21 protein-coding genes are annotated in these 23,189 nt (G+C 62.0%); 10 read left to right on the forward strand and 11 right to left on the reverse strand.

What is annotated here, in order from left to right:
• Positions 1-11: 11 nt before the first annotated feature.
• The 3 genes from P5706_RS20085 to P5706_RS20095 are packed head-to-tail and all read left to right on the forward strand — an operon-like array spanning position 12 to position 3,566.
• Positions 12-1,352 carry an LLM class flavin-dependent oxidoreductase gene (locus P5706_RS20085; protein ID WP_200434828.1) on the forward strand — a complete coding sequence of 447 codons (1,341 nt, stop codon included), beginning with the start codon at positions 12-14 and terminating at the stop codon, positions 1,350-1,352.
• A complete protein-coding gene (locus P5706_RS20090; protein ID WP_285681193.1) occupies positions 1,349-2,605 on the forward strand; it encodes an acyl-CoA dehydrogenase family protein in 1,257 nt (418 codons plus the stop codon). The genes P5706_RS20085 and P5706_RS20090 overlap by 4 nt, the downstream gene beginning before the upstream one ends.
• A gap of 13 nt (positions 2,606-2,618) precedes the next feature.
• On the forward strand, positions 2,619-3,566 hold the full coding sequence (locus P5706_RS20095; protein WP_200434827.1) for a D-isomer specific 2-hydroxyacid dehydrogenase family protein: 948 nt from the start codon (positions 2,619-2,621) through the stop codon (positions 3,564-3,566).
• Between the two features lie 122 nt (positions 3,567-3,688).
• Here the strand turns inward: P5706_RS20095 and P5706_RS20100 are convergent, their stop codons facing one another.
• Positions 3,689-4,570 (reverse strand): LysR family transcriptional regulator, encoded by an 882-nt coding sequence (locus tag P5706_RS20100; RefSeq protein WP_200434826.1) that lies wholly within the window; start codon positions 4,568-4,570, stop codon positions 3,689-3,691.
• A gap of 954 nt (positions 4,571-5,524) precedes the next feature.
• Positions 5,525-7,363 carry an amidohydrolase gene (locus tag P5706_RS20105; protein WP_285681196.1) on the reverse strand — a complete coding sequence of 613 codons (1,839 nt, stop codon included), beginning with the start codon at positions 7,361-7,363 and terminating at the stop codon, positions 5,525-5,527.
• Positions 7,364-7,498: 135 nt separating this feature from the next.
• On the opposite strand from P5706_RS20105, the gene P5706_RS20110 reads away from it, so the two are divergent.
• From P5706_RS20110 to P5706_RS20120, 3 genes are all read left to right on the forward strand, one after another.
• Positions 7,499-7,921 carry a helix-turn-helix domain-containing protein gene (locus P5706_RS20110; protein ID WP_138453781.1) on the forward strand — a complete coding sequence of 141 codons (423 nt, stop codon included), beginning with the start codon at positions 7,499-7,501 and terminating at the stop codon, positions 7,919-7,921.
• A gap of 83 nt (positions 7,922-8,004) precedes the next feature.
• Positions 8,005-8,727, forward strand: coding sequence for a pirin family protein (locus P5706_RS20115; protein WP_285681198.1), 723 nt, complete (start codon positions 8,005-8,007; stop codon positions 8,725-8,727).
• A gap of 145 nt (positions 8,728-8,872) precedes the next feature.
• On the forward strand, positions 8,873-9,220 hold the full coding sequence (locus tag P5706_RS20120; RefSeq protein WP_285681201.1) for a hypothetical protein: 348 nt from the start codon (positions 8,873-8,875) through the stop codon (positions 9,218-9,220).
• Between the two features lie 400 nt (positions 9,221-9,620).
• Here P5706_RS20120 and P5706_RS20125 read toward each other — a convergent pair whose 3' ends face one another.
• Complete coding sequence (locus tag P5706_RS20125; RefSeq protein WP_285681204.1) at positions 9,621-10,619, reverse strand: quinone oxidoreductase family protein; 999 nt, start codon at positions 10,617-10,619, stop codon at positions 9,621-9,623.
• Between the two features lie 102 nt (positions 10,620-10,721).
• On the opposite strand from P5706_RS20125, the gene P5706_RS20130 reads away from it, so the two are divergent.
• On the forward strand, positions 10,722-11,585 hold the full coding sequence (locus P5706_RS20130; RefSeq protein WP_285681207.1) for a LysR family transcriptional regulator: 864 nt from the start codon (positions 10,722-10,724) through the stop codon (positions 11,583-11,585).
• Between the two features lies 1 nt (position 11,586).
• Here the strand turns inward: P5706_RS20130 and P5706_RS20135 are convergent, their stop codons facing one another.
• Positions 11,587-12,543, reverse strand: a complete 957-nt coding sequence (locus tag P5706_RS20135; RefSeq protein WP_285681209.1) for a GlxA family transcriptional regulator — start codon at positions 12,541-12,543, stop codon at positions 11,587-11,589.
• Positions 12,544-12,649: 106 nt separating this feature from the next.
• Here P5706_RS20135 and P5706_RS20140 point away from each other — a divergent pair, with 106 nt between their 5' ends.
• The gene (locus P5706_RS20140) at positions 12,650-13,192 is read left to right on the forward strand and encodes an acyl-CoA thioesterase (protein WP_285681211.1); all 543 of its coding nucleotides are present in this window, start codon (positions 12,650-12,652) and stop codon (positions 13,190-13,192) included.
• 6 nt (positions 13,193-13,198) lie between these two features.
• Here P5706_RS20140 and P5706_RS20145 read toward each other — a convergent pair whose 3' ends face one another.
• Both P5706_RS20145 and P5706_RS20150 read right to left on the reverse strand, forming a co-directional pair.
• Complete coding sequence (locus P5706_RS20145; protein ID WP_285681213.1) at positions 13,199-14,551, reverse strand: Fic family protein; 1,353 nt, start codon at positions 14,549-14,551, stop codon at positions 13,199-13,201.
• Between the two features lie 154 nt (positions 14,552-14,705).
• On the reverse strand, positions 14,706-15,596 hold the full coding sequence (locus tag P5706_RS20150) for a LysR family transcriptional regulator (protein WP_200433618.1): 891 nt from the start codon (positions 15,594-15,596) through the stop codon (positions 14,706-14,708).
• Between the two features lie 118 nt (positions 15,597-15,714).
• Between P5706_RS20150 and P5706_RS20155 the strand changes: the two genes are divergently transcribed.
• Positions 15,715-16,149: a GFA family protein gene (locus P5706_RS20155; RefSeq protein WP_200433617.1), complete on the forward strand. Its 435-nt coding sequence runs from the start codon at positions 15,715-15,717 to the stop codon at positions 16,147-16,149.
• A 3-nt stretch (positions 16,150-16,152) separates the two neighbouring features.
• On the opposite strand, the gene P5706_RS20160 is transcribed toward P5706_RS20155, so the two are convergent.
• The 4 genes from P5706_RS20160 to P5706_RS20175 form a co-directional block, all read right to left on the reverse strand.
• Positions 16,153-16,941: an ABC transporter ATP-binding protein gene (locus P5706_RS20160; RefSeq protein ID WP_285681217.1), complete on the reverse strand. Its 789-nt coding sequence runs from the start codon at positions 16,939-16,941 to the stop codon at positions 16,153-16,155.
• A complete protein-coding gene (locus tag P5706_RS20165; RefSeq protein ID WP_285681219.1) occupies positions 16,935-17,924 on the reverse strand; it encodes an ABC transporter permease in 990 nt (329 codons plus the stop codon). The genes P5706_RS20160 and P5706_RS20165 overlap by 7 nt, the downstream gene beginning before the upstream one ends.
• Positions 17,911-18,969, reverse strand: a complete 1,059-nt coding sequence (locus tag P5706_RS20170) for an ABC transporter substrate-binding protein (protein WP_200433614.1) — start codon at positions 18,967-18,969, stop codon at positions 17,911-17,913. Before P5706_RS20170 ends, P5706_RS20165 begins: the two co-directional genes overlap by 14 nt.
• Before the next feature lie 163 nt (positions 18,970-19,132).
• Positions 19,133-20,464 (reverse strand): LLM class flavin-dependent oxidoreductase, encoded by a 1,332-nt coding sequence (locus P5706_RS20175; RefSeq protein ID WP_285681222.1) that lies wholly within the window; start codon positions 20,462-20,464, stop codon positions 19,133-19,135.
• Between the two features lie 195 nt (positions 20,465-20,659).
• Here P5706_RS20175 and P5706_RS20180 point away from each other — a divergent pair, with 195 nt between their 5' ends.
• Positions 20,660-21,604 carry an aliphatic sulfonate ABC transporter substrate-binding protein gene (locus tag P5706_RS20180; RefSeq protein WP_200433612.1) on the forward strand — a complete coding sequence of 315 codons (945 nt, stop codon included), beginning with the start codon at positions 20,660-20,662 and terminating at the stop codon, positions 21,602-21,604.
• Between the two features lie 107 nt (positions 21,605-21,711).
• Here the strand turns inward: P5706_RS20180 and P5706_RS20185 are convergent, their stop codons facing one another.
• Positions 21,712-23,187: an FGGY family carbohydrate kinase gene (locus P5706_RS20185; RefSeq protein WP_285681225.1), complete on the reverse strand. Its 1,476-nt coding sequence runs from the start codon at positions 23,185-23,187 to the stop codon at positions 21,712-21,714.
• Positions 23,188-23,189 lie beyond the last annotated feature (2 nt).

Raw genomic sequence — 23,189 nt, forward strand, 5'->3', positions numbered from 1 at the left:
AGGAGCCGCACATGAGCACGCCACGTTATCTGAAACTGGGCGCTATGGTCCACGGTGTCGGTCACGGCTGGGGCGAATGGCGCCACCCGCAGGCGCAACCGAATGCGAGTACGAACTTTGGCTTCTATAAGCAACAAACCGAGCTGGCCGAAGCGGCCAAGTTCGACTTCGTGTTTATCGCCGACAGCCTGCACATTCACGCCAAATCCAGCCCGCATTACCTCAACCGTTTCGAGCCGCTGACCATTCTCTCGGCCCTCGCCGCGTTGACCACCCACATCGGCCTGGTCGCCACCGTGACCGTCAGCTACACCGAGCCCTACCAGGTGGCGCGCCAGTTCGCCTCCCTGGACCATATCAGCGGCGGCCGCGCCGGCTGGAACGTGGTCACCTCCTGGCTGAGCGGCACCGCCGACAACTTCGGTAAAGCCGAACACCCGCCCCACGCCGTGCGCTATCGCATCGCCAAGGAACACTTGAACGTGGTCAAGGGCCTGTGGGATTCCTGGGAAGACGACGCCTTTGCCTACAACAAGCAGAGCGGCGAGTTTTTCACCCCCGACAAGCTGCATGCGCTGAACCACAAGGGCGAGTTTTTCTCGGTCAAAGGCCCGCTGAACATCGCCCGCTCGCGTCAGGGCCAGCCGGTGATTTTCCAGGCGGGCACCTCTGAAGATGGGCGCAACTTTGCCGCTGAGCATTCCGATGCGATTTTTGTGCATGTTGAGACGATCGAAGAAGGCAAGGCTTACTCGGCTGATTTAAAACGCCGCGCCAAGGGTTTTGGCCGTGATGCGGGCAGCCTGTCGATTTTGCCGGGCATCCGCCCGATTGTCGGGCGCGATGCCGCCGAGGTGGAAAGCCGCTACCAGCAGGCCGTGGACCTGGTCACCGTCGAAGATGCGATTGTGGCGCTGGGCCGCCCGTTCAACGACCACGACTTCAGCCAGTACCCGCTGGACGCACCGTTCCCGGAGCTTGGCGACCTGGGCAGCAACAGCCAGAAAGGCGGTTCCGACCGTATCAAGCAACTGGCCAGGGACGAAAACCTGACCCTGCGCGAAGTGGCCTTGCGTTTTTCGCGGCCCAAGCGCGAGTTTGTCGGCACCCCGGAGCAGGTCGCCGATGCGATTCAAACCTGGTTCGAGTCCGGCGCCAGCGATGGTTTCATCATCAACTCGGTACTGCCCGATGGCTTGCAGTACTTCACCGAACTGGTGGTGCCGGTGCTGCAACAACGCGGGCTGTTTCGCAGCGAGTACAGCGGCCAGACCTTGCGCGATAACCTGGGGCTGGAGGTGCCGAGCAATCGGTACAGCGAAGTTGAAGAGCAACAGGAAGCGCTGGCATGAGTGAACCTCTCAACCGACTAGCCAAGGTGGGAGCTGGCTTGCCTGCGATAGCGCTCTCTGGGCCTGCATTGCGGGTGGCTGAGACACCGCCATCGCAGGCAAGCCAGCTCCCACAAGGGTCGGCGCAATTCAACGCCCTGCTCGAACGCCTCAGCGCCGAGCTGGCCGGCACCGCGCACCTGTATGACCAAAGCGGGGCCTTCCCCCACGCCAACTTCAAACTGCTGCATGAACATGGCCTGGTCGCCCTCACCGTGCCCAAGGCCCTGGGTGGTGGTGGCGCCAGCTTGGCGCAGGCGCGCAAGGCCATCAGCGCGATTGCCAAGGGCGAGCCTTCGACCGCGCTGATTCTGGTGATGCAGTACCTGCAACACACCCGCCTGCAAGACAGCAAAACCTGGCCCCGACACCTGCGCGTGCAAGTCGCCGAAGACGCCGTGCGCAACGGTGCGTTGATCAACGCCCTGCGCGTCGAACCCGACCTGGGCACCCCGGCCCGTGGCGGGCTGCCGGCGACCACGGCGGTGCGCACCGCCGAAGGCTGGCGCATCAGCGGCCGCAAGATTTACTCCACCGGCAGCCATGGCCTGAGCTGGTTCAGCGTGTGGGCGCGCAGTGATGATGCCGACCCGCTGGTGGGCGCCTGGCTGGTGCCGAAAAACAGCCCCGGTGTGAGCATTATCGACACCTGGGACCACCTGGGCATGCGCGCCACCTGCAGCCACGAAGTGGTGCTCGATAACGTCCTGGTGCCGCTGGACCATACCGTCAGCGTCAGCCCCTGGAGCGCACCACAACCGGAGTTGGATGGCGACGGGTTCCTGTGGATGTCGGTGCTGCTGTCATCGGTGTACGACGCCGTGGCCCAGGCTGCGCGGGACTGGCTGGTGAACTGGTTGGAAGAACGCAAGCCGTCCAACCTTGGCGCCGCGCTGTCGAGCTTGCCGCGTTTTCAGGAAACCGTCGGCCATATCGACACCCTGCTGTTTGCCAACCGCAGCCTGCTCGATGCTGCCGCCCAAGGCCACACGCCAGCCGCCAATGCGGCGCAGCTTAAATACCTGGTGACCGGCAATGCGATCCGCGCCGTGGAGCTTGCCATCGAAGCCTCGGGCAACCCTGGCCTTTCGCGCCATAGCCCGCTGCAACGGCATTACCGCGACGTGCTGTGCAGCCGCGTGCATACGCCGCAGAACGACGCGGTGCTGCAAGGTGTGGGTAAAGCGGTGTTCGCTCAACGTGCGCAACAATGAATAAGGAACGCTCATGAGTCAGGTGATTATCGCCAGCCAGCTGGACGAAGATTACAACCAGGTATTGCGCGAACGCCTTGCCTCGATCCACCCCCAGGCCCAGGTGATCGGCGTGCCGGCCGGTGTACCCAGCGACCTGCCGCCCCAGGCCAATATCCTGCTGCTGCGACCTATCAATGTGCGCGGCTACACCGCGCCCGATACTCCGCCGCCGGGCTGGCCGTATGGCGCGCAGTGGGTGCATCTGGTGTCGTCGGGCATCGACTTCTACCCGCAGTGGCTGTTCAACGGCCCGCCGGTGACCACCTCACGGGGCAGCGCCGCCGATAACCTTGCCGAGTTCGCCCTGGCGGCGATCTTTGCGGCAGCCAAGCATTTGCCGGATATCTGGGTGAAGGATGCCCAGTGGAATTTCACCGCGTTGCGCCCGCTCAAGGGCACTACATTGGGCATTCTGGGCTTTGGTGCGATCGGCAAAAGCCTGGCGCAAAAAGCCCTCGCCCTGGGGATCAACGTGGTTGCGCTGCGCCAGAGCCAGGCGCCCTTTGAGGTGGATTCTGTTGAGGCCGCCAAGGACATCCACGACCTGTTCGCCCGCGCCGACCACCTGGTGCTGGCAGCGCCGCTCACTGAGGCCACGCGGCATATTGTCGACCGGGATGTGCTCGGCAGCGCCAAGCCGGGCTTGCACCTGATCAACATTGCCCGCGGTGGTTTACTGGATCAGGAAGCGCTGCTGGAAGCCTTGGATAACGGTCAGATCGGCCTGGCCTCGCTGGATGTGACCGAACCGGAACCACTGCCGCAGGGGCACCCGCTGTACAGCCATGCACGGGTGCGGTTATCGCCGCATACCTCGGCAATTTCGACCAACAGCCAGCAGGAGATTGCCGATACGTTCCTGGCGAATCTGCAGCGGTATGTGCAGGGTTCGACGCTGGCCAATCTTGTCGGCCCTTGAACGTGTGTGGGAGCTGGCTTGCCTGCGATGCCGTCACCTCGGTGTGTCAGTCACACCACGGTGATGCTATCGCAGGCAAGCCAGCTCCCACACAAGCCCGCCTTCACAGGGATGAGTGTGACTCAACAACCACCCGCCAGGCGCTCGCGCAAAAACTCCACCAGCGCCTGCACCGGCCTTGAGCTTTGTCGGTGCTGCGGGTACACCGCCGACAGAGTCAGGGCTTCGGGGGCGAAGTCTTCCAGCAGGGTTACCAAGCGCCCGTCTTTCAAGGCCTCGGCGACAATAAAGGTCGGCAGGTAGGTAACGCCCAACCCGGCGATCGCGGTGTCGCGCAGCAACTCGCCATTGTTCACGCGCATGCGTCCACTGACGCTGAGCGCCTGCAACTTGCCTTTGAAGCGCCATTGCACCTGACGGCCATGGCCGTAGGGCAGGCAGTCGTGGTCGGCCAGGTCTTCGGGCTTGAGCGGCGTACCCTTGGCGGCGAGGTAATCAGGGCTGGCGCAATACACCCGCTGCACGCTGGCGATGCGCCGGGCAATCAGGGTCGAGTCTTCCAGCGTGCCGATGCGCAAAACCAGGTCGTAGCCCTCGCCGATCAGGTCCACCGGGCGATCACTCAAGTCAACTTCCACCGACACCTGCGGGTAGCGTTGCAGGAACTGCGGCAACAAGCAGCCCAGGTGGGCCATGGCAAACGACAACGGCGCGCTGAGCCGGATCGTGCCCCGCGGTTCGCTATTCTGGCCGGTGATGCCCTGCTCCACTTGCTCGACTTCACCGAGCAGGCGCAAGGCCGATTCGTAGTAACTCTGGCCCAGTGGGGTGACGTCCAATCGACGTGTAGATCGGTTGAGCAGGCGCACGCCGAGGCGCTCTTCCAGCTGGATCAGGCGGCGGCTGACGAACTGCTTGGACAGGCCCAATTGCTCGGCGGCCGCGGTGAAGCTGCCGGACTCCATGACTTGGCAAAACAGGCGCATGTCTTCGAAGGGGTTCATTGTCGCTTCTCGGTGGACATTTGGCGGGTTTATAGCCTGGCAGTCGCCAAACCGCAAAGCAAATGCTGGTGAGGGGGATGAGATCTGGGGGGTGCAGGAGCGCTGGGTGCGTATCCGTTGCTGCGGTAACGGCGGCCTATGGTTCCGCTCTTACAGCGGGTCACTTTTGTAAAGACACAAAAGTAACCAAAAAGTCTTCGCCCCAACACTCGGTGCCTCGCTATGGCTCGGCATGCCCGCAATCCGCCAGTGATTTGGGGGGTCGCCGCGATGGGCCATCCTTGGCCCAGCGCGGCTAAACCGGCATCCCTGCCGGTTTACCCCCCAAATCACTGTCAGATTCCGGCCATCGTGTTTGACGGGGCGATTTCAGATCAAGATCAAAAGCGCAGATCAAAAGACCGCTGACTTCGTCATCGAAAAGGATGTAAGAGCCGGAGCAACAGCAACAGCAACAGCAGAGCCATACTCGGTCACCTGTGGGAGCTGGCTTGCCTGCGATGGCATCAACTCAGTGTGCCTGATGTACCGAGGTGTCCGCATCGCAGGCAAGCCAGCTCCCACAGAAAAGCAGATCCCAGGTCTATGCGAATCCGCTTTCGCTTTTGATCTAACCACTCAGGTCGGCTTTCAGGCCGCCGTGCTGTAGATCTTGATCTTGATCTGCTTTTGATCTGAGACGCCCCGTTAACCACGATGGCCGAACGCAGGCTTGAATCCGTGGGTAACCCGGCAGGACGCCGGGTTAGCCGCGCTGGGCCAAGGATGGCCCATCGCGGCGGCCCACGGATTCAAGCCGGAGTGCGGGCATGCCGAGCCATAGCGAGGCACCGAGTGGTGGGGCGAAGACCTTTTGGTTACTTTTGGGGCGTTTGCCAAAAGTGACCCGCTGTAAGAGCGGAACCAATAGAAGCCATCACCGCAGCAACGGATATGCCCCCCCCACATAAGCAATCAAAAGGCAAAACACGAACACCCAAACGCCCCCCAAAAACCCTGAAAGTCGCTGACAGGAACGCTCGAAAGCCGCGCCTTCTCATGCCCATGGGCATGCACACCACAAGGCCCACTGCATTGATGCACCTGCGCCTGTAACGGCGAACTCGGCCGCCAATGCCCCGGCACCTTGACCACCGGCGACCAGTCCGGCAACACCGGCACCTGCGGCGGCGCGAAATCTTCAAAGTCGCCAGCGCCATACACTACCTTGCCGCCCACCACCGTCAACACCGACTCAATCCACTTGATCGCCTCTTCATCAACACTGAAAAAGTCCGCCGACAACGCCGCCACATCCGCCAGTTGCCCAACCTTGATCTGGCCCTTCTTGCCCTGCTCCGACGAGAACCAAGCGCTGCCGTGGGTAAACAGTTCCAGCGCAGTGAGACGCGGCAACCCTTCGGCATGCAGTTCCAACCCACCCACCGTGCGCCCACTGACCATCCAGTACAGCGAGGTCCACGGGTTGTAGCTCGATACCCGCGTCGCGTCCGTGCCCGCCCCCACCGGCACGCCTTCGGCCAGCATGCGCTTGATCGGCGGCGTGGCCTCGGCTGCCTTGGCGCCGTAACGCTCGACAAAATACTCACCCTGGAACGCCATGCGATCCTGAATCGCAATACCTCCGCCCAAGGCACGTACACGCTCGATATTGTGTGGCGTAATGGTTTCCGCGTGATCGAAAAACCACGGCAGGCCATTGAAGGGGATATCCCGATTAACCTTCTCGAACACATCGAGCATGCGCGAGATGGACTCGTTGTACGTGGCGTGCAGCCGGAACGGCCAACGTTGCTCGACCAAATGCCGCACCACCGGCTCCAGCTCCTGCTCCATGCTCAGCGGCAAGTCGGGGCGCGGCTCAAGGAAGTCTTCGAAATCCGCTGCCGAAAACACCAGCATCTCACCGGCGCCGTTGTGACGCAGGTAATCATCGCCCTGATGCAGCGTGACGCTGCCGGTCCAGTGTTTGAAGTCGCTGAGTTCTTCCTTGGGCTTCTGGGTAAACAGGTTGTAGGCGATGCGCACCGTCAGCTGTTCGTCCTTGGCCAGTTGCTCGATCACCGCATAATCATCGGGATAATTCTGGAAACCACCGCCGGCATCAATGGCACTGGTAAGGCCCAGGCGATTGAGTTCACGCATAAACTGACGCGTCGAGTTGACCTGATATTCCAGCGGCAATTTCGGCCCTTTGGCCAAGGTTGCATAAAGGATCATCGCGTTGGGCCGCGCCACCAGCATGCCGGTGGGGTTGCCATGGCTGTCACGCACGATCTCGCCACCGGGCGGGTTCGGTGTGTCCTTGGTGTAGCCGGCCACCCGCAGGGCGGCGCGGTTGAGCAAGGCGCGGTCATACAGGTGCAGTACGAACACCGGCGTGTCCGGCGCGGCCTGGTTGAGTTCGTCCAGGGTCGGCATACGTTTTTCAGCGAACTGGAATTCGTTCCAGCCACCCACCACGCGCACCCATTGCGGCGTCGGGGTGCGGTCCGCCTGGTCCTTGAGCATGCGCAACGCATCGGCCAGGGACGGCACACCTTCCCAGCGCAATTCGAGGTTGTAGTTCAGCCCGCCACGAATCAGGTGCAGGTGCGAGTCGTTAAGGCCTGGGATCACGGTGCGGCCCTTGAGGTCGATGACCTGGGTGCCACTGCCGCGCAGAGCCATGGCCTCGCCGTCGGTGCCGACCGCTACAAAGCGACCCTTGTGGATGGCGACGGCAGTGGCATGCGGGTTTTCACGGTCGACCGTGTGGAACTGGCCGTTGAACAGAATCAGATCGGCGTTCATAGGGTTTCCTTGGCAGAGGCCGCCTGGCGGCAAGAGCGTTGGGCCCAGTGTGCGACGGCGCTGTAGCAAAAAATTGCACGTATGTGCTCTACACTGGGTTTTCACTCTCCGCCACGCTGTCCACGGGTATTGATCATGGCTCAACCAGGCGCAACGTTGTGCTCCGAGCGGGAACAGAAGGTCAAGCAACTGATCCTCGCCAACCTGGCAGAGCCGCTGGAGGTGACTGAACTGGCCCGCGCCTGCGAGCTGTCGCGCAGTCATTTTTCCCGCGCCTTCAAACGCACCACGGGCGTGGCGCCGCAGGAATGGATTCGCCAGCAACGTATCCAGCAGGCCAAGCTGCTGATCACCGGCTCTGCTCTGAGCCTGACGCAGATCAGCCAGGAATGCGGGTTCTGCGACCAGGCGCACTTCTGTCACCAGTTCAGCCGCAGTGAAGGGCTGAACCCGTTGGCCTGGCGCAAACGCCAGCTGAGCTATCGCCATCGCCTACGGGCGGCGCAGCTGGCAATCGTCAACTGCAAAGAGACAGTCATTCAGATTGCAGCGTCTTAATCAACTCTCCGCTAAACAGTAAGCTTCTCCTCACACCGAAGCCCTGCACCTTGCAGCCCGGCTTCCCTTGAGGAGAACACCCTATGCTGACCCTTCGCAAAGCCTCGGAACGCGGCGCCGCCAATCACGGTTGGTTGAAGTCGTTCCACACCTTTTCGTTTGCCAACTACTGGGATCCCAAGGAGCAGGGTTTTTCCGACCTGCTGGTGATCAACGATGACCGCGTCGCCGCCGGCAAAGGCTTCGGCCAGCACCCGCACCGCGACATGGAGATTTTCTCCTATGTGCTCGAAGGCGCCCTGGAACACAAGGACACCCTGGGCACCGGCTCGGTGATCCGCCCTGGCGACGTGCAATTGATGAGCGCCGGCAGCGGCGTGGCCCACAGCGAGTTCAACCACAGCCAGAGCCATGGCGTGCACTTCCTGCAGATCTGGATTGTGCCGAATGTGGTCGGCGCCGAGCCGCGCTATCAGCAGGAGCACTTCAGCGCGGCGCAAAAACGAGGGCGCTTGCAGCTGATCATCTCGCCGGAAGGCACGGATGGCTCGCTGAATGTTCGCCAGGATGCACGGGTGTATGCCGGGCTGTTCGACGGCGACGAAGCCGCCACCCTGGAGGTGCCAGTGGACCGCCATGTGTATGTGCATGTGGCCCGCGGCAGCGTCGAACTCAATGGCCAACGCTTGCAGGAAGGCGACGGCGCACGGCTGCGCAATGAGCGGCAGGTCCGCCTGAGCCATGGCGAAGACGCCGAGGTGCTGGTGTTTGACCTGCGCCCTCAGGAACAGCCGCAGATGCCTTGAGCGCCTGCACGATGGCCCGCCACAACGGGCCATCGCTGGCGTCGATAGTCACCATCAGCGCAATGAAGTTCTCTTAAAAAATCCAACGCGTACCATCAAACCCATACCCGGCAACACCCAACTACAACTCTCGGAGCACACCACCATGAAACGCCAACTCTTGCTTAGCCTCGCTTTCTCGGTACTGGCTGCCAACGCTTTTGCCCACCCGGTTGTCGCTGAAGGCGGCGCGGATCGCCTGCAAGGCAGCCACGTAGCCGAAAATGGTTCCGACCGTCTGCAGGAACGCCGTATAGCCGAAGGCGGTGCTGATCGCTTGCAAGAGCGCGGCCTGGCTGAAGGTGGTGCTGATCGCCTGCAAGAACGAGGCCTGGCTGAAGGTGGTGCTGATCGACTGCAAGAGCGCGGCCTGGCTGAAGGCGGTTCGGATCGTCTGCAAGAACGTGGCCTGGCTGAAGGTGGTTCGGATCGTCTGCAGAGCAACCACGTATAACCCTCGCTGTTGGCGAGGCACCCCAAACCGGCCTGATCAGCCGGTTTTTTTTCGTCTGCGATCTGGCCATATACCCACCCAACTTCTGGTGAACACAGTGCCTGTGGCGATCGGGCTGTTGTGTGGAGCAAACTTGTTGTGGCGAGCAGGCTTGTTGTGGCGAGCAGGCTTGTTGTGGCGAGCAGGCTTGCCCTGCGCTGGGCTGCGAAGCAGCCCTAAAACCTGAACACGCGGTTTAACTGAAAAATCGCATTAGCCGAATTGGGGCTGCTTCGCAGCCCAACGCAGGGCAAGCCTGCTCGCCACAACAAGCCACTCACCACACTAGGCCTGCTCACCACACTAGGCCTGCCTGCCACACTAAGCCTGCTCACCACACCCAGCCTACTCACCCCACCAATCAGCGCAGGTCTCGGTCCACCCACACCACCGCCTTGCCGATCTGCTGGCGCGCTTCGATGCGTGCGTGTACCTGTTGCACCGTCTCCAGGCGGTAATGGCCCTCGATCTCCACGCTCAACGCCCCTTCCAGCATCGCCGCGAACACCGCATTGGCACGCCGTTGCACAGTCGCCCCGTCGGCCATATGGTCGGCCAGGCGTGGTCGGGTCAACAACAGCGAGCCCGCTTCGCCCAATTCAATCGGGTCCAGGTCAGTCAGTGAGCCCGACACGTTGCCGTAATTGACGATCAAACCCCGCGTGCGGCAAGCGCGGAAACTCTCGCGCAAGGTGGTTTTGCCGACGGAATCAAACACCACATCCACCCCGCGGCCATCTGTGGCTTGCAGCACCAGATCGGCAAAGCCGTCATAGGTCCAGGCGTGGTGAGCGCCGCGTTGCCGGGCAATCGCGCATTTTTCGGCACTGCTGCCGGTGGTGAACACGGTCGCGCCCAACCGCCGCGCCATCTGCACCAGCAACTGGCCAATGCTGCCGGACGCCGCGTGAATCAGGCAACTGCTGCCCGCCTGCAAGCGCGCAACATCCTCGATCAGATAGTGCGCCGTGCAACCCTGAAACATTGCGGCTGCGGCCTGATCGAAGCCGATAGCAGTGGGAATCTGCGCGACTTTGTCCGCAGGCACGTTGGCGTATTCAGCATAGGCGCCCCAGGCAATGCACCAGGCCACGCGGTCGCCCACGGCCAGATGGCTTACGCCGGGGCCCACCTCAACCACTACGCCGGCGCCCTCCATGCCCAAGGTGCAGGGCAAGCGCACCGGGTAGGTCATCGACGCGGCGTATTTGCCCTGGCGGGTATGAATATCCATGAAATTAATCCCGGCGCAGGCCACCTTGACCAGCACATGCCCGGCCGTAACCTGGGGTCTGGCCACATCCTGGCGCAGTTGGGCAACATCGGGACCGCCGTAGGTTTGCAGGGTAATGGCTTTCATCGGGGAACAACTCCGTTTGCACTGGGAAGCGGCCATGGTAAAAAGGTTTTTTCGGTTGGAATATTCCCCAATCCCTCCCAGCCTCTGTGCGGAAATAACCCGATGTTCGATTGGCAGGACCTCTACTACTTCACCGTGCTGGCCCGCACCCAGTCACTGTCGGCCGCCGCCCGCGAGCTGCAGGTAGAACATGCCACTGTCGGGCGCCGGGTCGATGCGCTGGAAAAAGCCCTGGGCGTAAAACTGGTCGACCGCCTGCCCCGCAGCCGCCCACTCACGGCGCAAGGCCTGGCCGTGGCGCAAGTGGCGGCGGGCATGGGCGATATGGCCACGCAGGTGATGCGCCTGTCGCGCGTGGCCTCCATCGAACTGGCCGGCACTGTGCGCGTCAGTTGCCCGCCGTCCATCGCCAATCATTGCATTGCACCTCAGCTTGCACGTTTACGCGCCCACTACCCGCAGCTGAATCTGGTGCTGATGCCCTCCACCCAGCTGGCTGCGCTGGACAAGGGCGAAGCCGACATCGCCTTGCGCACCCTGCGCCCCGACGAAGAGGCCCTGGTGCGGCGCAAGGTCGGCGTGGTGCGCTTCGGCTTGTACGCCGCGCCTGCGCTCGAACACCTGCCGGCAGCGCAATGGACCTTCATCGCCTACGACGCCAGCCGCGACCACCTGCCCCAGCAAGCCTGGCTGCACCAACTGCGCGGCCCGCGCCCCGTCGTGTTTGCCGCCAGCGAGTTGATCACCCAGCAAATGGCCGCTCGCGCGCAGGTTGGCGCAGTGGTGCTGCCCACCTTGGTGGGCGATGCCGACCCGCTGTTGACGCGGTTGCCCACGCCCAGCGACGGCCCGGTGCGTGATATATGGCTGACGGTGTACCCGGATATGCGCCGCTCACCGTCGGTGAAAGTGGTGATGGAGTTTCTGGTGGAATGTATTGAAGCGCAGGCGCAGCTGCGTCGCTGAATCACGCCGTGGCGAGGAATTTCTTGCGATACGCCGCCGGCAACATGCCCACGCGCTGCTGGAACAGGCGGCGAAACGAATTACTGTCTTCATAACCCACCGCGTAGGTGATGCTTTCAAGGGTCATACGCGTGGACTCCAGCATCTGCTTGGCACGCTCCAGGCGCAGGGTTTGCACATAACCGATGGGCGTATAGCCGGTCGCCTCCTTGAAACGTCGCTTGAAATTGCGCACGCCAAAGCCGAAACGCAGCGCCACGTCATCGATCACCAACGCCTGGGCAAAGTGCTGCTCCAGCCAATGCTGCACCCGCAGGATCTCGCCGTCGCCGTGGTTCTTGGGCAACGACCAGAGGGCGTACACCGATTGCTCGGTGCGCACACCGTCGATCAACAGGTATTTGCCACAGGTGTGCGCAAGTGCAGGTGAACCGAAGCGGCGGATCAGGTGCAGCATCAGGTCCATCGCCGCGCTGGCGCCACCGCTGGTGATCAGACGATTCTCTTCACACAGGATCTGCGCATCCTCCAGGGTCACGTCGGGGTAACGGCGCCGGAACAACTCGGTAAACGCCCAGTGGGTGGTAGCGCGCAAGCCTTGCAACAGGCCGGTTTCGGCCAGCAAAAACGCTGCGGTGCACATCGATGCCAGCACCGCGCCCTGGGCATAGTGCGCGCGCAGCCACGGGCCGTAGGCGTGAAAGGTGGGCAAGGCCTGCTTGAGGGTAAACAGGAAACCAGGGATCAGGACCAGGTCGGTGCGGCGCACCTGCGCCGCCGCGCACGCCACCTGTATCTGCATCCCGCCTCCGGTGGTGACGGGCTGGCCGTCAAGGGAGACCACCACAACCTCAAAGGGTGGGCTGTCGGCAAACAGATTGGCGGCGCCGAGCATTTCCAGGACCAGGGTGGCATTGGCGGCGGAGCAATCGTCGGCCAGGAGCAAGGTAATGTGCATAAAAAGCCTGTTTGCGTTTTTCGCATGTAATAAGTCATTTGCGCACCTACCTTAGCCGATTCTGCCCCCGTACAGTGCGGCTTCCGATCAACTGCCTGGCACGTTTATGAATCTCTGGTTTCGATTGCTGTTCATGTTGTTCCGTCGGCCCTGGGGCAAGCCCGTGCAGGGTTTGGACACCACGGTGGTGCGCATGCGCGTGTGGCCACTGGACCTGGACATCAACCGGCACGTCACCAATGGCCGGTATTTCACCCTGGCAGACGTTGCGCGGATGGATTTCGTGCTGCGCACCGGCGCCTTTCGCGTGGCCCTGCGCAACAAGGCAGTGCCCATCGTGGGCGACACCTGGGGCAAGTTCCGCCGCGAGCTGAAGCTCTTTGAAGTGTTCGAGGTACACACGCGCATGCTCGGCTGGGACCACAAATGGAGCCTGATGGAGCATCGTTTTATCAGCAAGGGCCGAGTGGTGGGCGTGGTGGTTATGCGCGGCCTGTTCCGCTCCGCCAAAGGCACCTTGCCCCCAGCCGACTTTGTGCGCGAACTCGGCTTGGCCGAAGCATCACCGCCGATGCCGCAATGGCTGAGCGACTGGGCAAACAGTTGTGATGAGATGAGTGTGCAGTTGCGGGCGCAGGAGCAGGTTTGAGCGCACCTAGGTCTTAGATGCGAGCTTCTTCAGGTTGGCTTCGGCGTCATCCCTGGCGAGGTACAGGAAGCTTTTGCCTTCCTGGACCTTGAACAGCACCTTCATGCCGACCAACTTCTCCAGGTCCTTACGCGCAGTATTTTCGGAAACGTCATAGTCATGGGTGATCTCCCTGGGCGTAAAGGTACGCCCTGGGTGTTGCAGCACCTTTTTCAGGAAATGCCCCTGCCGATAATTGAGTGCATCTTTCAATTCAAGCGTATCCAGCCAGCCCATCAGCGCGGTGGCCTCTTTCCTTTTGGTCTCGAAATGCATCATGAACGCCTGCATTGCCCGCTCAATGACGCGCAATTGATAGATCACGAAATAGGTCAGGTCGAAGGCGTCGGTTTCCGTGTAGACATAGGAACGCCCATATTGCATTGGCGCCTCTTTAAGCAGCGTGCTGATAGAAATATATTCAAACGGCCAGTAACCACTTTTGAGCATGAACCAATAAAACACAGCGCGCGCGGTTCGCCCGTTCCCGTCCCTGAAAGGATGCTCATAGCCCAGCATAAAATGCAGGATGATGGCTTTGACCACCGGGTGGATAAAGTGCCGGCCCTCCTGCCCATCATGCCGCTCATTGGCAAACCGGCAGAGGGCTTCAAGCCTGGCTGGCAGCAGGGCTGCCTTGGGTGGCTGATGCACAATGTCGTTGCCCGCAAGGCCGACAAAAACATCGTCTTCGTCCCTGATGGCTCCCGGGTGAACATGCTCTTCATCAATGCCCGCTGTGGCAATACCATGAAACTCGCAGATCAACCCGAGCGACAGACTTTCGTCCTTGTTGTATTTGGCATGCTTCATCAGCTGATAGTTATTCAGGATCATCCGCTCATCATCATCTTGAGGCGGGCGTTCCTTAACCAACATGTCCTTGGCGACTTTTCGGGTCGTCGCCGCGCCCTCCAGTTGGGCGCTGGAGATGGCTTCTTCCATCATCAAGGCGTCAACCAGGTAGCGGGTGTTATCCCGGTATTGGAGAGAAGACGCCGCAGCCCCGCCCAGCTTGCACGTCAGCGACTCTACGGCGTGAACGACCGCGTCGCAGAAATCCGTGGTGCACACAAAAAAAGGGCTGCCGCACTCACTGCGTAACTCGAGGGTCTTGCTTGCGCAGGCCCGCGACATTTTGATCGCGGCCCAAGCGGCTTCCTTATTGATGCCCGGCGCGGGATATCGACGAAATTCGTCCCAATGCAAGTACCGTCCTTTGTCGTCGACTGCTTTGTAGAGGCGCGCCAGCTCGAAAACCTCCAAGCCGTATTGCTTTAACAACTCTGCGAAATCGGTTGGCTTATGAATTCTTGCCATCACTGAAACTCAATTTTTGAAAATTGAGTTGATCCTTGCGCGTTGGGGTTGGTGGTGTCAAGGCTCACGCAGTCAGGAACTGCATGAGTGCGACTCTGGCGATGCGGGACGCGGAGCGTCCCAGGCGGCGTTCCCACGCAGAGCGTGGGAACGATCAGGCGGCCAGGAACTGCGCCATAGCGGCTGACACCTCGTCAAACACCATCGCCACCCGCTGCACCCGGCGCATGTCCTGATGCATGGCAATCCACACGTCCACCGTGAAATCCACCTGTTCAGCCAACACCCGCACCAGGCCGTGGCGTTGCGCCAATTGGCGTGCGCACACGCCGATGCCCAAGCCTGCGCGCAGTGCGGCGAACTGCGCCAGGTGGTCGTCGGTACGGATCGCACTGCGCGCCGCGCCACATTCGAAACCTTGCTGGCGAAGAAAGTCGATTTCTTCCAAGTGACGATCCGGGCCGATCAGCGCAAACGCCTGCAACTGCGCCAGGCTATCAGGTGTGCCCTGCTCTGCCAGCAACTCAGGCGCGGCGTAGAGGCCGACGTGCAAGTCGCCGACCTTGCGCGTCACTACCGTCGTTTCCGTGGGGCGACGAATGCGCACGGCCACATCGGCCTCTTGCAGGGCCAGTGCCTGTAAACGGTTGGACACGCTCAATTCAATCGCCAATTGCGGGTGGTTGCGCCGCAGGTCGCGCAGCATCGGCGGCAAGACCTCGACGCCGAGCAACTGGCCGCTGGTGAGCCGCACCGTGCCCGCCGCCACAGCGGAGTCCGCCGACGCCGCGCGGTTGAAGGCATTCGCCGCGACGGCCATGGCTTCGACATGGCTGATCAATTCGCGGGCCATGTCGGTGGGCAACAGCCCTTGTGGCGAGCGGATAAACAGGCTGACGCCGACACTCTGTTCCAATGCCTCGATCCTTCGTCGCGCCGTGGCCTGGGCGATCCCCAGCAGCCGCGCGGCGCCCGACAGGCTGCCGGTGCGCAGCACGGCGAGAAAGGCACGCTGGGTGTCCCATTGCAGTTGAGGGGCGTTCATACATTTCCTGTGAGCCGGTGGGCAGTTTTGGCCAATGGTCTTTGTGCAGACGCGCAGGCATGCTGGCGAGCATACCCGATGGGCCTTGCGCCCTGTCTCGCCTGAAGGATCAACCGCTATGATTTTTACCGGCCAATGCCGTTGCGCCGCCGTCACTTACCAGCTGGACATGGACGCACTGCCGGCGGTCTACGCCTGCCATTGCCTGCATTGCCAAACCTTGAGCGGCAGTGCCTTCGCCCTGCATGCGTTGCTGCCGGAGGATGCGCTGCGGGTTGATGGGCCAGTAACGGAGTACGCCTATGCGGTGGATGGCGTGCAGTCGCATCACCAACTGTGCGGCGTGTGCCATACGCGGATCAGCAACACCACCACGGCGGCGCCCGGCATGCGCGTGCTGCGGGTGGGCACCCTGGATAACAGCCAGGCCGCCGCGCCGGTTGCGCATATCTGGGTCAGCCGCAAGCAGGCTTGGCTGAACCTGCCCGACGGCCTACCGACCTGGCCCCACAGCCCGACGCCGCAGGCATTTGCCCAGGCGTTGTTTGGCTGAGTGCTACCAGCTCTCCCCCAACCCCAACAACCCCAGAATCTGCCGGCGCAAATCCACCAGATAAGCATCATCGCGATGCCGAGGATAGGGCCGATCAATGCTCAACTGCGCCTGGATCTTCGCCGGGCGGTCGCTGAACACGATCACGCGGTTGGCCAGCAGCAAGGCTTCTTCCACGTCGTGGGTCACCAGCAGCGCCGTGTAGCCCTGGCGCTGCCACAGGTCGATAAGCTCCTTTTGCATGGTGATGCGCGTCAGCGAGTCCAGCTTGCCCAGGGGCTCATCCAGGATCAGCAACCGAGGCTGGTTGACCAGCGCGCGGGCCAACGCCACGCGCTGGGCCATACCGCCGGAGAGTTGCCGAGGATAAGCGCGCGCGAACGGGCTGAGGCCGACTTTTTCCAGGGCTTGATCGACCTTGGCCGAATGGGTCTTGAGCAAGCCCTGGGCTTCCAAACCCAGCGCAACGTTGTCCCACACGCGGCGCCACGGGTATAGGGTCGGGTCCTGGAACACCACCACGCGGCTTGGGTCCGGGCCGGTGATGGCTTGCCCATCGGCCAGCAAGCGGCCGGAGTCAGCCGGTTCCAACCCGGCCACCAGGCGCAGCAAGGTGGATTTGCCGCAGCCCGAAGGCCCCAGCAACGCCACGAATTCACCAGGCGCCACGTCCAGGGAAACCCGCTCCAATACCGGCAAATGCTGGCCGTCCAGTGCAAAGCCATGGCTGAGGTTTTCAATCCGCAGCGCCAGCCCCGTCGAGGGTTGGACTGCCTGTGCCAGCGCTACCATTTCATCGCTCCTTTCTGCCAGGCCAACAAGCGGTCACGCACCAGAAACAACCCGGTGATCAGCCCCGAACACGCCAGCGCCATGATCAATAATGCCGCGTACATGTTCGCGTAGGCAGCCCAGCCCTGAGCCCATTGCAAGTACCAGCCGATGCCGGATTTGACCCCCATCATTTCTGCCACCACCAAGGTCGAGAACGAGGCGCCCAGGCCCATGAACAAGCCGACAAACACGTGGGGCAACGCGGCGGGAATCGCCACTTTGAAAATCAGGAAGTCCGGCTTGGCACCCAAGGTGCGCGCCACGTCGTAATAAGCTTTATCGACACTCGCCACACCGGACCAGGTGAGCACCGTGACCGGAAACCAGGTCGCCAGCGCGATCAAGAAAACACTTGCGCTCCAACTGCTGGGAAACAGGAAAAAGCACAGTGGCAGCAACGCCGTCGACGGCACCGGCCCGAGGATGCGCAGCACCGGGTGCAACCAGTAGCCGATGCGTGTGGACCAGCCGATGGAGACACCCGCGACAAAACCAGTCGCCGCCCCCAGTGCCACGCCCGAACCCAGCAGCAAGGCCGAATGCAGCAGGCTGTCGGCCAGGCGCGCATAGTCTTCGATATACACCGCGAGCAAGGCCTGGGGCGGCGCGAAAAACGGTACCGGCAGCAGCGCCAGCTTGGCGGTGAGCAGTTCCCAGATACCCAGCAACACAGGCAAGGCAATCAGCCACGGCCCGGCGTTTTTCAGGCGCTGGCCGAGCCGCGAAAAACGCAGGCCCAGCAGGCTCAACAGAATGAACAGCGCAGCCACCACCACGCACACATTGGCCAGCCCTTGGGTCATTGGCCAATTGCGCACGGCATTGGGCCAATAGCTGATCAACAACGCCACGGCCACCCAGGCAGCCACCACCGTTGCGCCCTGCCAGCCGGCCTTGAATGTCAGGCTTGGGTTCAGGGTGGTTGCATCAACTGAAGACATCAGCGGTGATCTCCTTGGCAAACTCCACCGGGTCGGTGCCCTTGCTGATCACCTCGACGGTTTTCAGGTCGGTGACATAGGTGGTGATTTCCTGCGTCAATGCCGCGCCGACCGCATGGTGACCGTGGGTGTGATCGTGCAGGATCGCTTGCACTTCCTCAGTCGTGGTATTCAGTGCATAGGCCTGGAAGCCCTTGGCGACTTCTTCGGGGTGCTGCACGGAATAGTCGTGGGCTTCAAGAATCGCCTGGGTCAACGCCGCGACCACGCGCTTGTCTTCACGCACCAGCTTGCCCGTGACGCCGACCACGCAGCAGCTGAGGTTGGCGTATTCCTCCACCAGGTTGGTGGACAACTCCCGCGCCACGCCGGACTTGATCAGGCGGTACATGAACGGGTCACTCCCGCTGACCGCCTGCACTTCGCCACGCTCCAGCGCGGTGCCCAGCAGGTCGGCCGGGTACAGGCGCCATTCGACGTCGCGCACCGGATCGACGCCGTGCTTTTTCAGCAGGATCGAGAAGAAGTTGCGATCGGGGCTGGCCATGTCGGTAACGCCGATGGCCTTGCCCTTGAGGTCTTCGAGCTTATTCACGCCACCGTTCGCCGCACTCAGCAAGCGCAAGCAACCGCCGTGGGTGCCAGCCGTGAGCTTGACGTCAAAGCCTTGCTCCAGAGCCTTGAGCCAACGCAACGCCATGCCGATACCGGCATCCGCCTTGCCGGTGGCGATGGCTTCGAGCAGCACTTCGGTGGAGTTGCCAAAGTTGACCAGCTCCACATCGAGGTTGTGTTTGGTGAAAAACCCCTGGCCGTGGGCGATCACCACCGGCGCCAGGCACACAGCGTTGAGGTTGACCGCCAGTTTGAGCTTGCGCGGCGCGTCGAGGCGGATGAACTCGCCGGTGCCGGCAGGTTCCGCAGGCGTGCCGTGCCCGGCGTGCTCGTCGGCCGCAAAGCCGAGGCTTGGCAGCGCCAGGCCAGCCAGGGAAATACCGGCCATGCCGAGCAAGTGGCGACGGGTCAAGTGATCGAAAACAGCCATGCGCACTATTCCTTTAAATTGATGTACCCAATAAAAAAACCACCACGGTCCAAATGTGGGAGCTGGCTTGCCTGCGATAGCGCAGTGTCAGTCAACTACGATGCAAACTGACCCACCGCTATCGCAGGCAAGCCAGCTCCCACATTCAGTTCATTCAGTGCATTCAGTGCGTGAGATCCGCCAGACCGAGGTGTTCACGCAGCGTCGAACCTTCGTAGGCGGTGCGGAACAAGCCCTTGCGCTGTAAGTGCGGAATCACGCTCTCGACAAATTCAGTGAACGAGCCCGGCAAGTACCCCGGCGAAATCACAAAGCCGTCGCAACCGCCTTGCTCGAACAGCTCAGCCAATTGGTCGGCGATCTGCGCGCCGGTGCCCACTAGTTGCGGCACGCGCACGCTGCTGGCGAAGATCCGGCCAAGCTGCTCCAGGGTCAGTTCGGGGCCTTGCATCCGCAGTTTTTCAGCGGCCGCCGCGTGGATCAGCGGCGATTGCGCCACCTCGGCCAAGGTGGCCGACAACGGGAATGGCGACAGGTCCACATTCAGCTGCGAAGCCAGTGTCACCAACCCCAACTCCGGCCGCGCCAGGGCGTTGTGCTGGTCGCGCTTGGCGCGGGCTTCGGCTTCACTGCCGCCAATAAACGGCATCACCGCCGTGAGTATTTTGCAGCTGTCGGCGGCGCGGCCTTGTTGCACCACCTGGGCGCGCACGTCATCGCGAAACGCCCGCATGGCCGCCAGGTGCGGGTGAATGGTAAAAATCGCCTCGGCCCAGCGCGCGCCAAAGCGCCGACCACGCCCGGACGAACCGGCCTGGATCAGCACCGGCCGGCCCTGGGGCGAGCGCGGGATATTCAGCGGGCCTTCAACCCGGAACCACTCGCCCTGGTGTTGCACCGAGGTAATCAATGCCGGGTCGGCAAGCACGCCGCTTTCGCGGTCGAGTTTGAGCGCGTCCTTGCCCCAACTGTTCCAGAGTTTCAGCGCGACCTCGACAAACTCATCGGCGCGGTCGTAGCGCAGGTCGTGCTCCAGGTGCTTGGCCTTGCCGAACAGGCGCCCTTCGCTGTCATTCATCGAGGTGACGATATTCCACGCCGCGCGGCCCTTGGACAGGTGGTCCAAGGTGGCGAATTCACGGGCAATATGCGCCGGTTCGTAATAGGTGGTCGAACGGGTGGCGCCCAGCCCTAGCTTGGTGGTCTGGCCCACCAGGTACGACAGAATCGGCAACGGGTCGAGGCGCGTGGCGTCCTGGGCGCCATAGCGCAAGGCAAACTCACGGGAGCCGCCCATCTGGTCGCCCACGGCCAGGCGATCGGCGAAGAACAGGAAGTCGAACAGGCCTTCTTCCACGACTTTGGCGATGCGCGTGTAGTACTCGGGGTCGAGGTAATTGCCTACGGTTTGCGGGTGGCGCCACACCGCGTGGCTGTGCACCACCGGGCCGCTCAACAGGAAGGCTGACAAATGGATCTGGCGGCGTGAGGTCATAAAGCGTCTTCGCGGGAAAATTCGCTTTTGATTATATTAATCACATACGATTATGAAAGAATCATATAACTCTATGGTTATGCCCGATTGGTCGGACGCTGCAAAAAGCGCCCTAAGCTCAGATCGAAAGAGTATTTATCGAATGCTTTTCATAACTTTAAGCTTGGCGCTATTTCGCTGAAGATCGAGCGCGCCATGTCTATTCGTCGTCCCCTCGCCGCTGTTATCGGGTTGTTGGCTTTTTCCGTCGCGGTGAGTGCCGAGGCCCAGGAAACCGTACGCATCGGTTACCAGAAATCCTCGACCCTGATCACCTTGCTGAAAACCCAGGGCACCCTGGAAAAAGCCCTCAAGGCCGACAATATTGACGTGAGCTGGCACGAATTCCCCAGCGGCCTGCCGCTGCTTGAAGCGCTCAATGTGGGCAACGTGGACATCAGCGCCGACGTGGCCGACACCGTGCCGATCTTCGCCCAGGCAGCCCAGGCCAAACTCACCTACTTCGCCCAGGAGGCGCCCTCGCCGTCCGCCCAGGCGATCGTGGTGCGCAAGGACTCGCCGATCCAGCAGTTGGCGGATTTGAAAGGCAAGAAAATCGCGGTGACCAAAGCGGCCGGCACCCATTATTTGTTGATCGCTGCGCTGGCTAAAGCCGGTCTGGCGTTTTCGGACATTGAACCGGCTTACTTATCGCCAGCCGATGGTCGTGCGGCGTTCGAAAACAACAAGGTGGATGCCTGGGTTACCTGGGAACCCTTCCTCACCAGCGTGCAGCGACAATTGCCGACACGCACGCTGGCCGACGGTGCGGGCCTTGCCAGCTACAAGCGCTACTACCTGACGGGCACGCCTTACGCCAAGGCGCACCCCGAGGTTTTGAAGGTGGTGTATGAGCAGTTGGAAAAGGCTGGCCAGTGGGTGAAAACCCACCCGCAGGACGCGGCCAAAGTGCTCGGCCCGCTGTGGGGCAACCTGGATGTGGCAACGGTAGAAGCAGCCAACGCGCACCGCAGTTATCAGGTGCAGCCGGTGACGGTGGAGCAGTTGGGTGAACAGCAGAAGATTGCGGATGCGTTCTTCAAGGCGGGGTTGTTGCCCAAGGCGGTGGATGCCAAGGATGTGGATACCTGGAAGCCGTGAAGGTTGGCGCGGTTTAGGTGGGGGCTGGCTTGCCTGCGATAGCGATCTGTCAGCCACCACCGCTATCGCAGGCAAGCCAGCTCCCACCCTTTGATCTCCCTCTGTCTTTAGAGCAGGGTGCGGGCCAGAGCTTTTTTCCAGTCGGCGTAACGCGCTGACATCTGCACATCCGCCTGCGGCTCAAACCGCTCACGCTGGCGCTCAAGCGCTGCCAGCGCCTCGTCATTGGCCCAAATCCCGAGCGCCCTGCCCGCCAAATGCGCAGCACCCAGTGCCGAGACTTCCGGAGACAAACTGCGCACTATCGGGCGTTGCAGCAGGTTGGCCAAAAACTGCATCAACCAGCGGTTACGCGTGGCGCCGCCGTCCACCCAAAGCTCCTTGAGCGGGCTGCCGATATCCTGCTGCATCGCCTCGAACACATCACGAATCTGATAGCCGATGGACTCCAGCGAGGCCCGCACCAGATGCGCGCCGGAAGTGGCTTCGGTCAGGCCGCAAATAAGCCCGCGCGCGTCGGCTTTCCAGTGCGGCGCGCCCAGCCCGGACAGTGCCGGCACGAAGTACACGCCGCCATTGTCCGGCAACTGCGCGGCCTGCTCGGCCAGGGCCTCCAGCGACTCGCCCGCCACCAGCCGCGAGGCCCATTGCACGGCGGCGCCGGTGTGCACGATGTTGCCTTCCATGCCGAACGTGGGCTTCGTGCCGTCATGCCAGGCCAGAGTGGTTGAGAGGCCATGGGTGGAAGCAATCGGGCCGCTCATGGGCGTCATCAAGGATGAGCCGGTGCCCAGGGTGGCCTTGACCAGCCCCGGTACAAAGCCGCCCTGCCCGTACAACGCGGCATGGGAGTCGCCGATCATCGCCATGATCGGGATGCCTGCGGGCAAGCCACCGGCTGCGACGGTCTCAGCGAAAAAGCCGGCGCTGGGCCGGGTCGGCGCCAGCGCGGCAAGCGGAATGCCGAACAGGTCCAACAAAACCGGGTCCCAGGCGCAGGTGTGCAGGTTGAACAGTTGCGTGCGCGCCGCGTTGGAATAGTCGGTGGCAAATACCTGGCCGCCGCTGAGTTGCCACAACAGCCAACTGTCGACGGTACCCAGGCAGATTTCACCGGCAGCGGCACGGGCATGCCCGTTGTCCAGGTTGTCGAGAATCCAGCGAAACTTGCCTGCCGAGAACATCGGGTCCAGGGCCAAGCCGGTTTTCTCCAGAATCACGGCTTCGTGGCCCTGCGCATGCAGTTGCGTGCACAGCGCTGTGGAGCGCCGGCATTGCCAACTGATGCACGGCGACAGCGGCTCGCCGGTCGCACGGTCCCACGCCACCACGGATTCGCGCTGGTTGCTGATGGCGAGCGCCGTGATCGGGCGACTGACCTGGGCCACGCAGTCGTCAATCGCCGCCAGGGTGTTCTGCCAGATCAGCAGCGGGTCCTGCTCGGAAAACCCGAGGCTTGGGTGGTTGATAGTCAACGGCCGCGAGCCCCGCGCAATCACTTGCCCGAGTTCATTGACCAGCACTGCCTTGGCATTGCTGGTGCCTTCATCTATCGCCAGAATCAGCGGTTTATTGTCAGTCATTG

It is taken from the genome of Pseudomonas sp. ChxA (assembly GCF_030263855.1).
GTDB classification, from domain to species: domain Bacteria; phylum Pseudomonadota; class Gammaproteobacteria; order Pseudomonadales; family Pseudomonadaceae; genus Aquipseudomonas; species Aquipseudomonas fluorescens_CB.

Excerpts from the sequence above, each read along its gene's own strand:
- P5706_RS20085 (WP_200434828.1), top strand. The coding sequence starts at position 12 with ATGAGCACGCCACGTTATCTGAAACTGGGCGCTATGGTCCACGGTGTC.
- P5706_RS20090 (WP_285681193.1), top strand. The coding sequence starts at position 1,349 with ATGAGTGAACCTCTCAACCGACTAGCCAAGGTGGGAGCTGGCTTGCCT.
- P5706_RS20095 (WP_200434827.1), top strand. The coding sequence starts at position 2,619 with ATGAGTCAGGTGATTATCGCCAGCCAGCTGGACGAAGATTACAACCAG.
- P5706_RS20100 (WP_200434826.1), bottom strand. The coding sequence starts at position 4,570 with ATGAACCCCTTCGAAGACATGCGCCTGTTTTGCCAAGTCATGGAGTCC.
- P5706_RS20105 (WP_285681196.1), bottom strand. The coding sequence starts at position 7,363 with ATGAACGCCGATCTGATTCTGTTCAACGGCCAGTTCCACACGGTCGAC.
- P5706_RS20110 (WP_138453781.1), top strand. The coding sequence starts at position 7,499 with ATGGCTCAACCAGGCGCAACGTTGTGCTCCGAGCGGGAACAGAAGGTC.
- P5706_RS20115 (WP_285681198.1), top strand. The coding sequence starts at position 8,005 with ATGCTGACCCTTCGCAAAGCCTCGGAACGCGGCGCCGCCAATCACGGT.
- P5706_RS20120 (WP_285681201.1), top strand. The coding sequence starts at position 8,873 with ATGAAACGCCAACTCTTGCTTAGCCTCGCTTTCTCGGTACTGGCTGCC.
- P5706_RS20125 (WP_285681204.1), bottom strand. The coding sequence starts at position 10,619 with ATGAAAGCCATTACCCTGCAAACCTACGGCGGTCCCGATGTTGCCCAA.
- P5706_RS20130 (WP_285681207.1), top strand. The coding sequence starts at position 10,722 with ATGTTCGATTGGCAGGACCTCTACTACTTCACCGTGCTGGCCCGCACC.
- P5706_RS20135 (WP_285681209.1), bottom strand. The coding sequence starts at position 12,543 with ATGCACATTACCTTGCTCCTGGCCGACGATTGCTCCGCCGCCAATGCC.
- P5706_RS20140 (WP_285681211.1), top strand. The coding sequence starts at position 12,650 with ATGAATCTCTGGTTTCGATTGCTGTTCATGTTGTTCCGTCGGCCCTGG.
- P5706_RS20145 (WP_285681213.1), bottom strand. The coding sequence starts at position 14,551 with ATGGCAAGAATTCATAAGCCAACCGATTTCGCAGAGTTGTTAAAGCAA.
- P5706_RS20150 (WP_200433618.1), bottom strand. The coding sequence starts at position 15,596 with ATGAACGCCCCTCAACTGCAATGGGACACCCAGCGTGCCTTTCTCGCC.
- P5706_RS20155 (WP_200433617.1), top strand. The coding sequence starts at position 15,715 with ATGATTTTTACCGGCCAATGCCGTTGCGCCGCCGTCACTTACCAGCTG.
- P5706_RS20160 (WP_285681217.1), bottom strand. The coding sequence starts at position 16,941 with ATGGTAGCGCTGGCACAGGCAGTCCAACCCTCGACGGGGCTGGCGCTG.
- P5706_RS20165 (WP_285681219.1), bottom strand. The coding sequence starts at position 17,924 with ATGTCTTCAGTTGATGCAACCACCCTGAACCCAAGCCTGACATTCAAG.
- P5706_RS20170 (WP_200433614.1), bottom strand. The coding sequence starts at position 18,969 with ATGGCTGTTTTCGATCACTTGACCCGTCGCCACTTGCTCGGCATGGCC.
- P5706_RS20175 (WP_285681222.1), bottom strand. The coding sequence starts at position 20,464 with ATGACCTCACGCCGCCAGATCCATTTGTCAGCCTTCCTGTTGAGCGGC.
- P5706_RS20180 (WP_200433612.1), top strand. The coding sequence starts at position 20,660 with ATGTCTATTCGTCGTCCCCTCGCCGCTGTTATCGGGTTGTTGGCTTTT.
- P5706_RS20185 (WP_285681225.1), bottom strand. The coding sequence starts at position 23,187 with ATGACTGACAATAAACCGCTGATTCTGGCGATAGATGAAGGCACCAGC.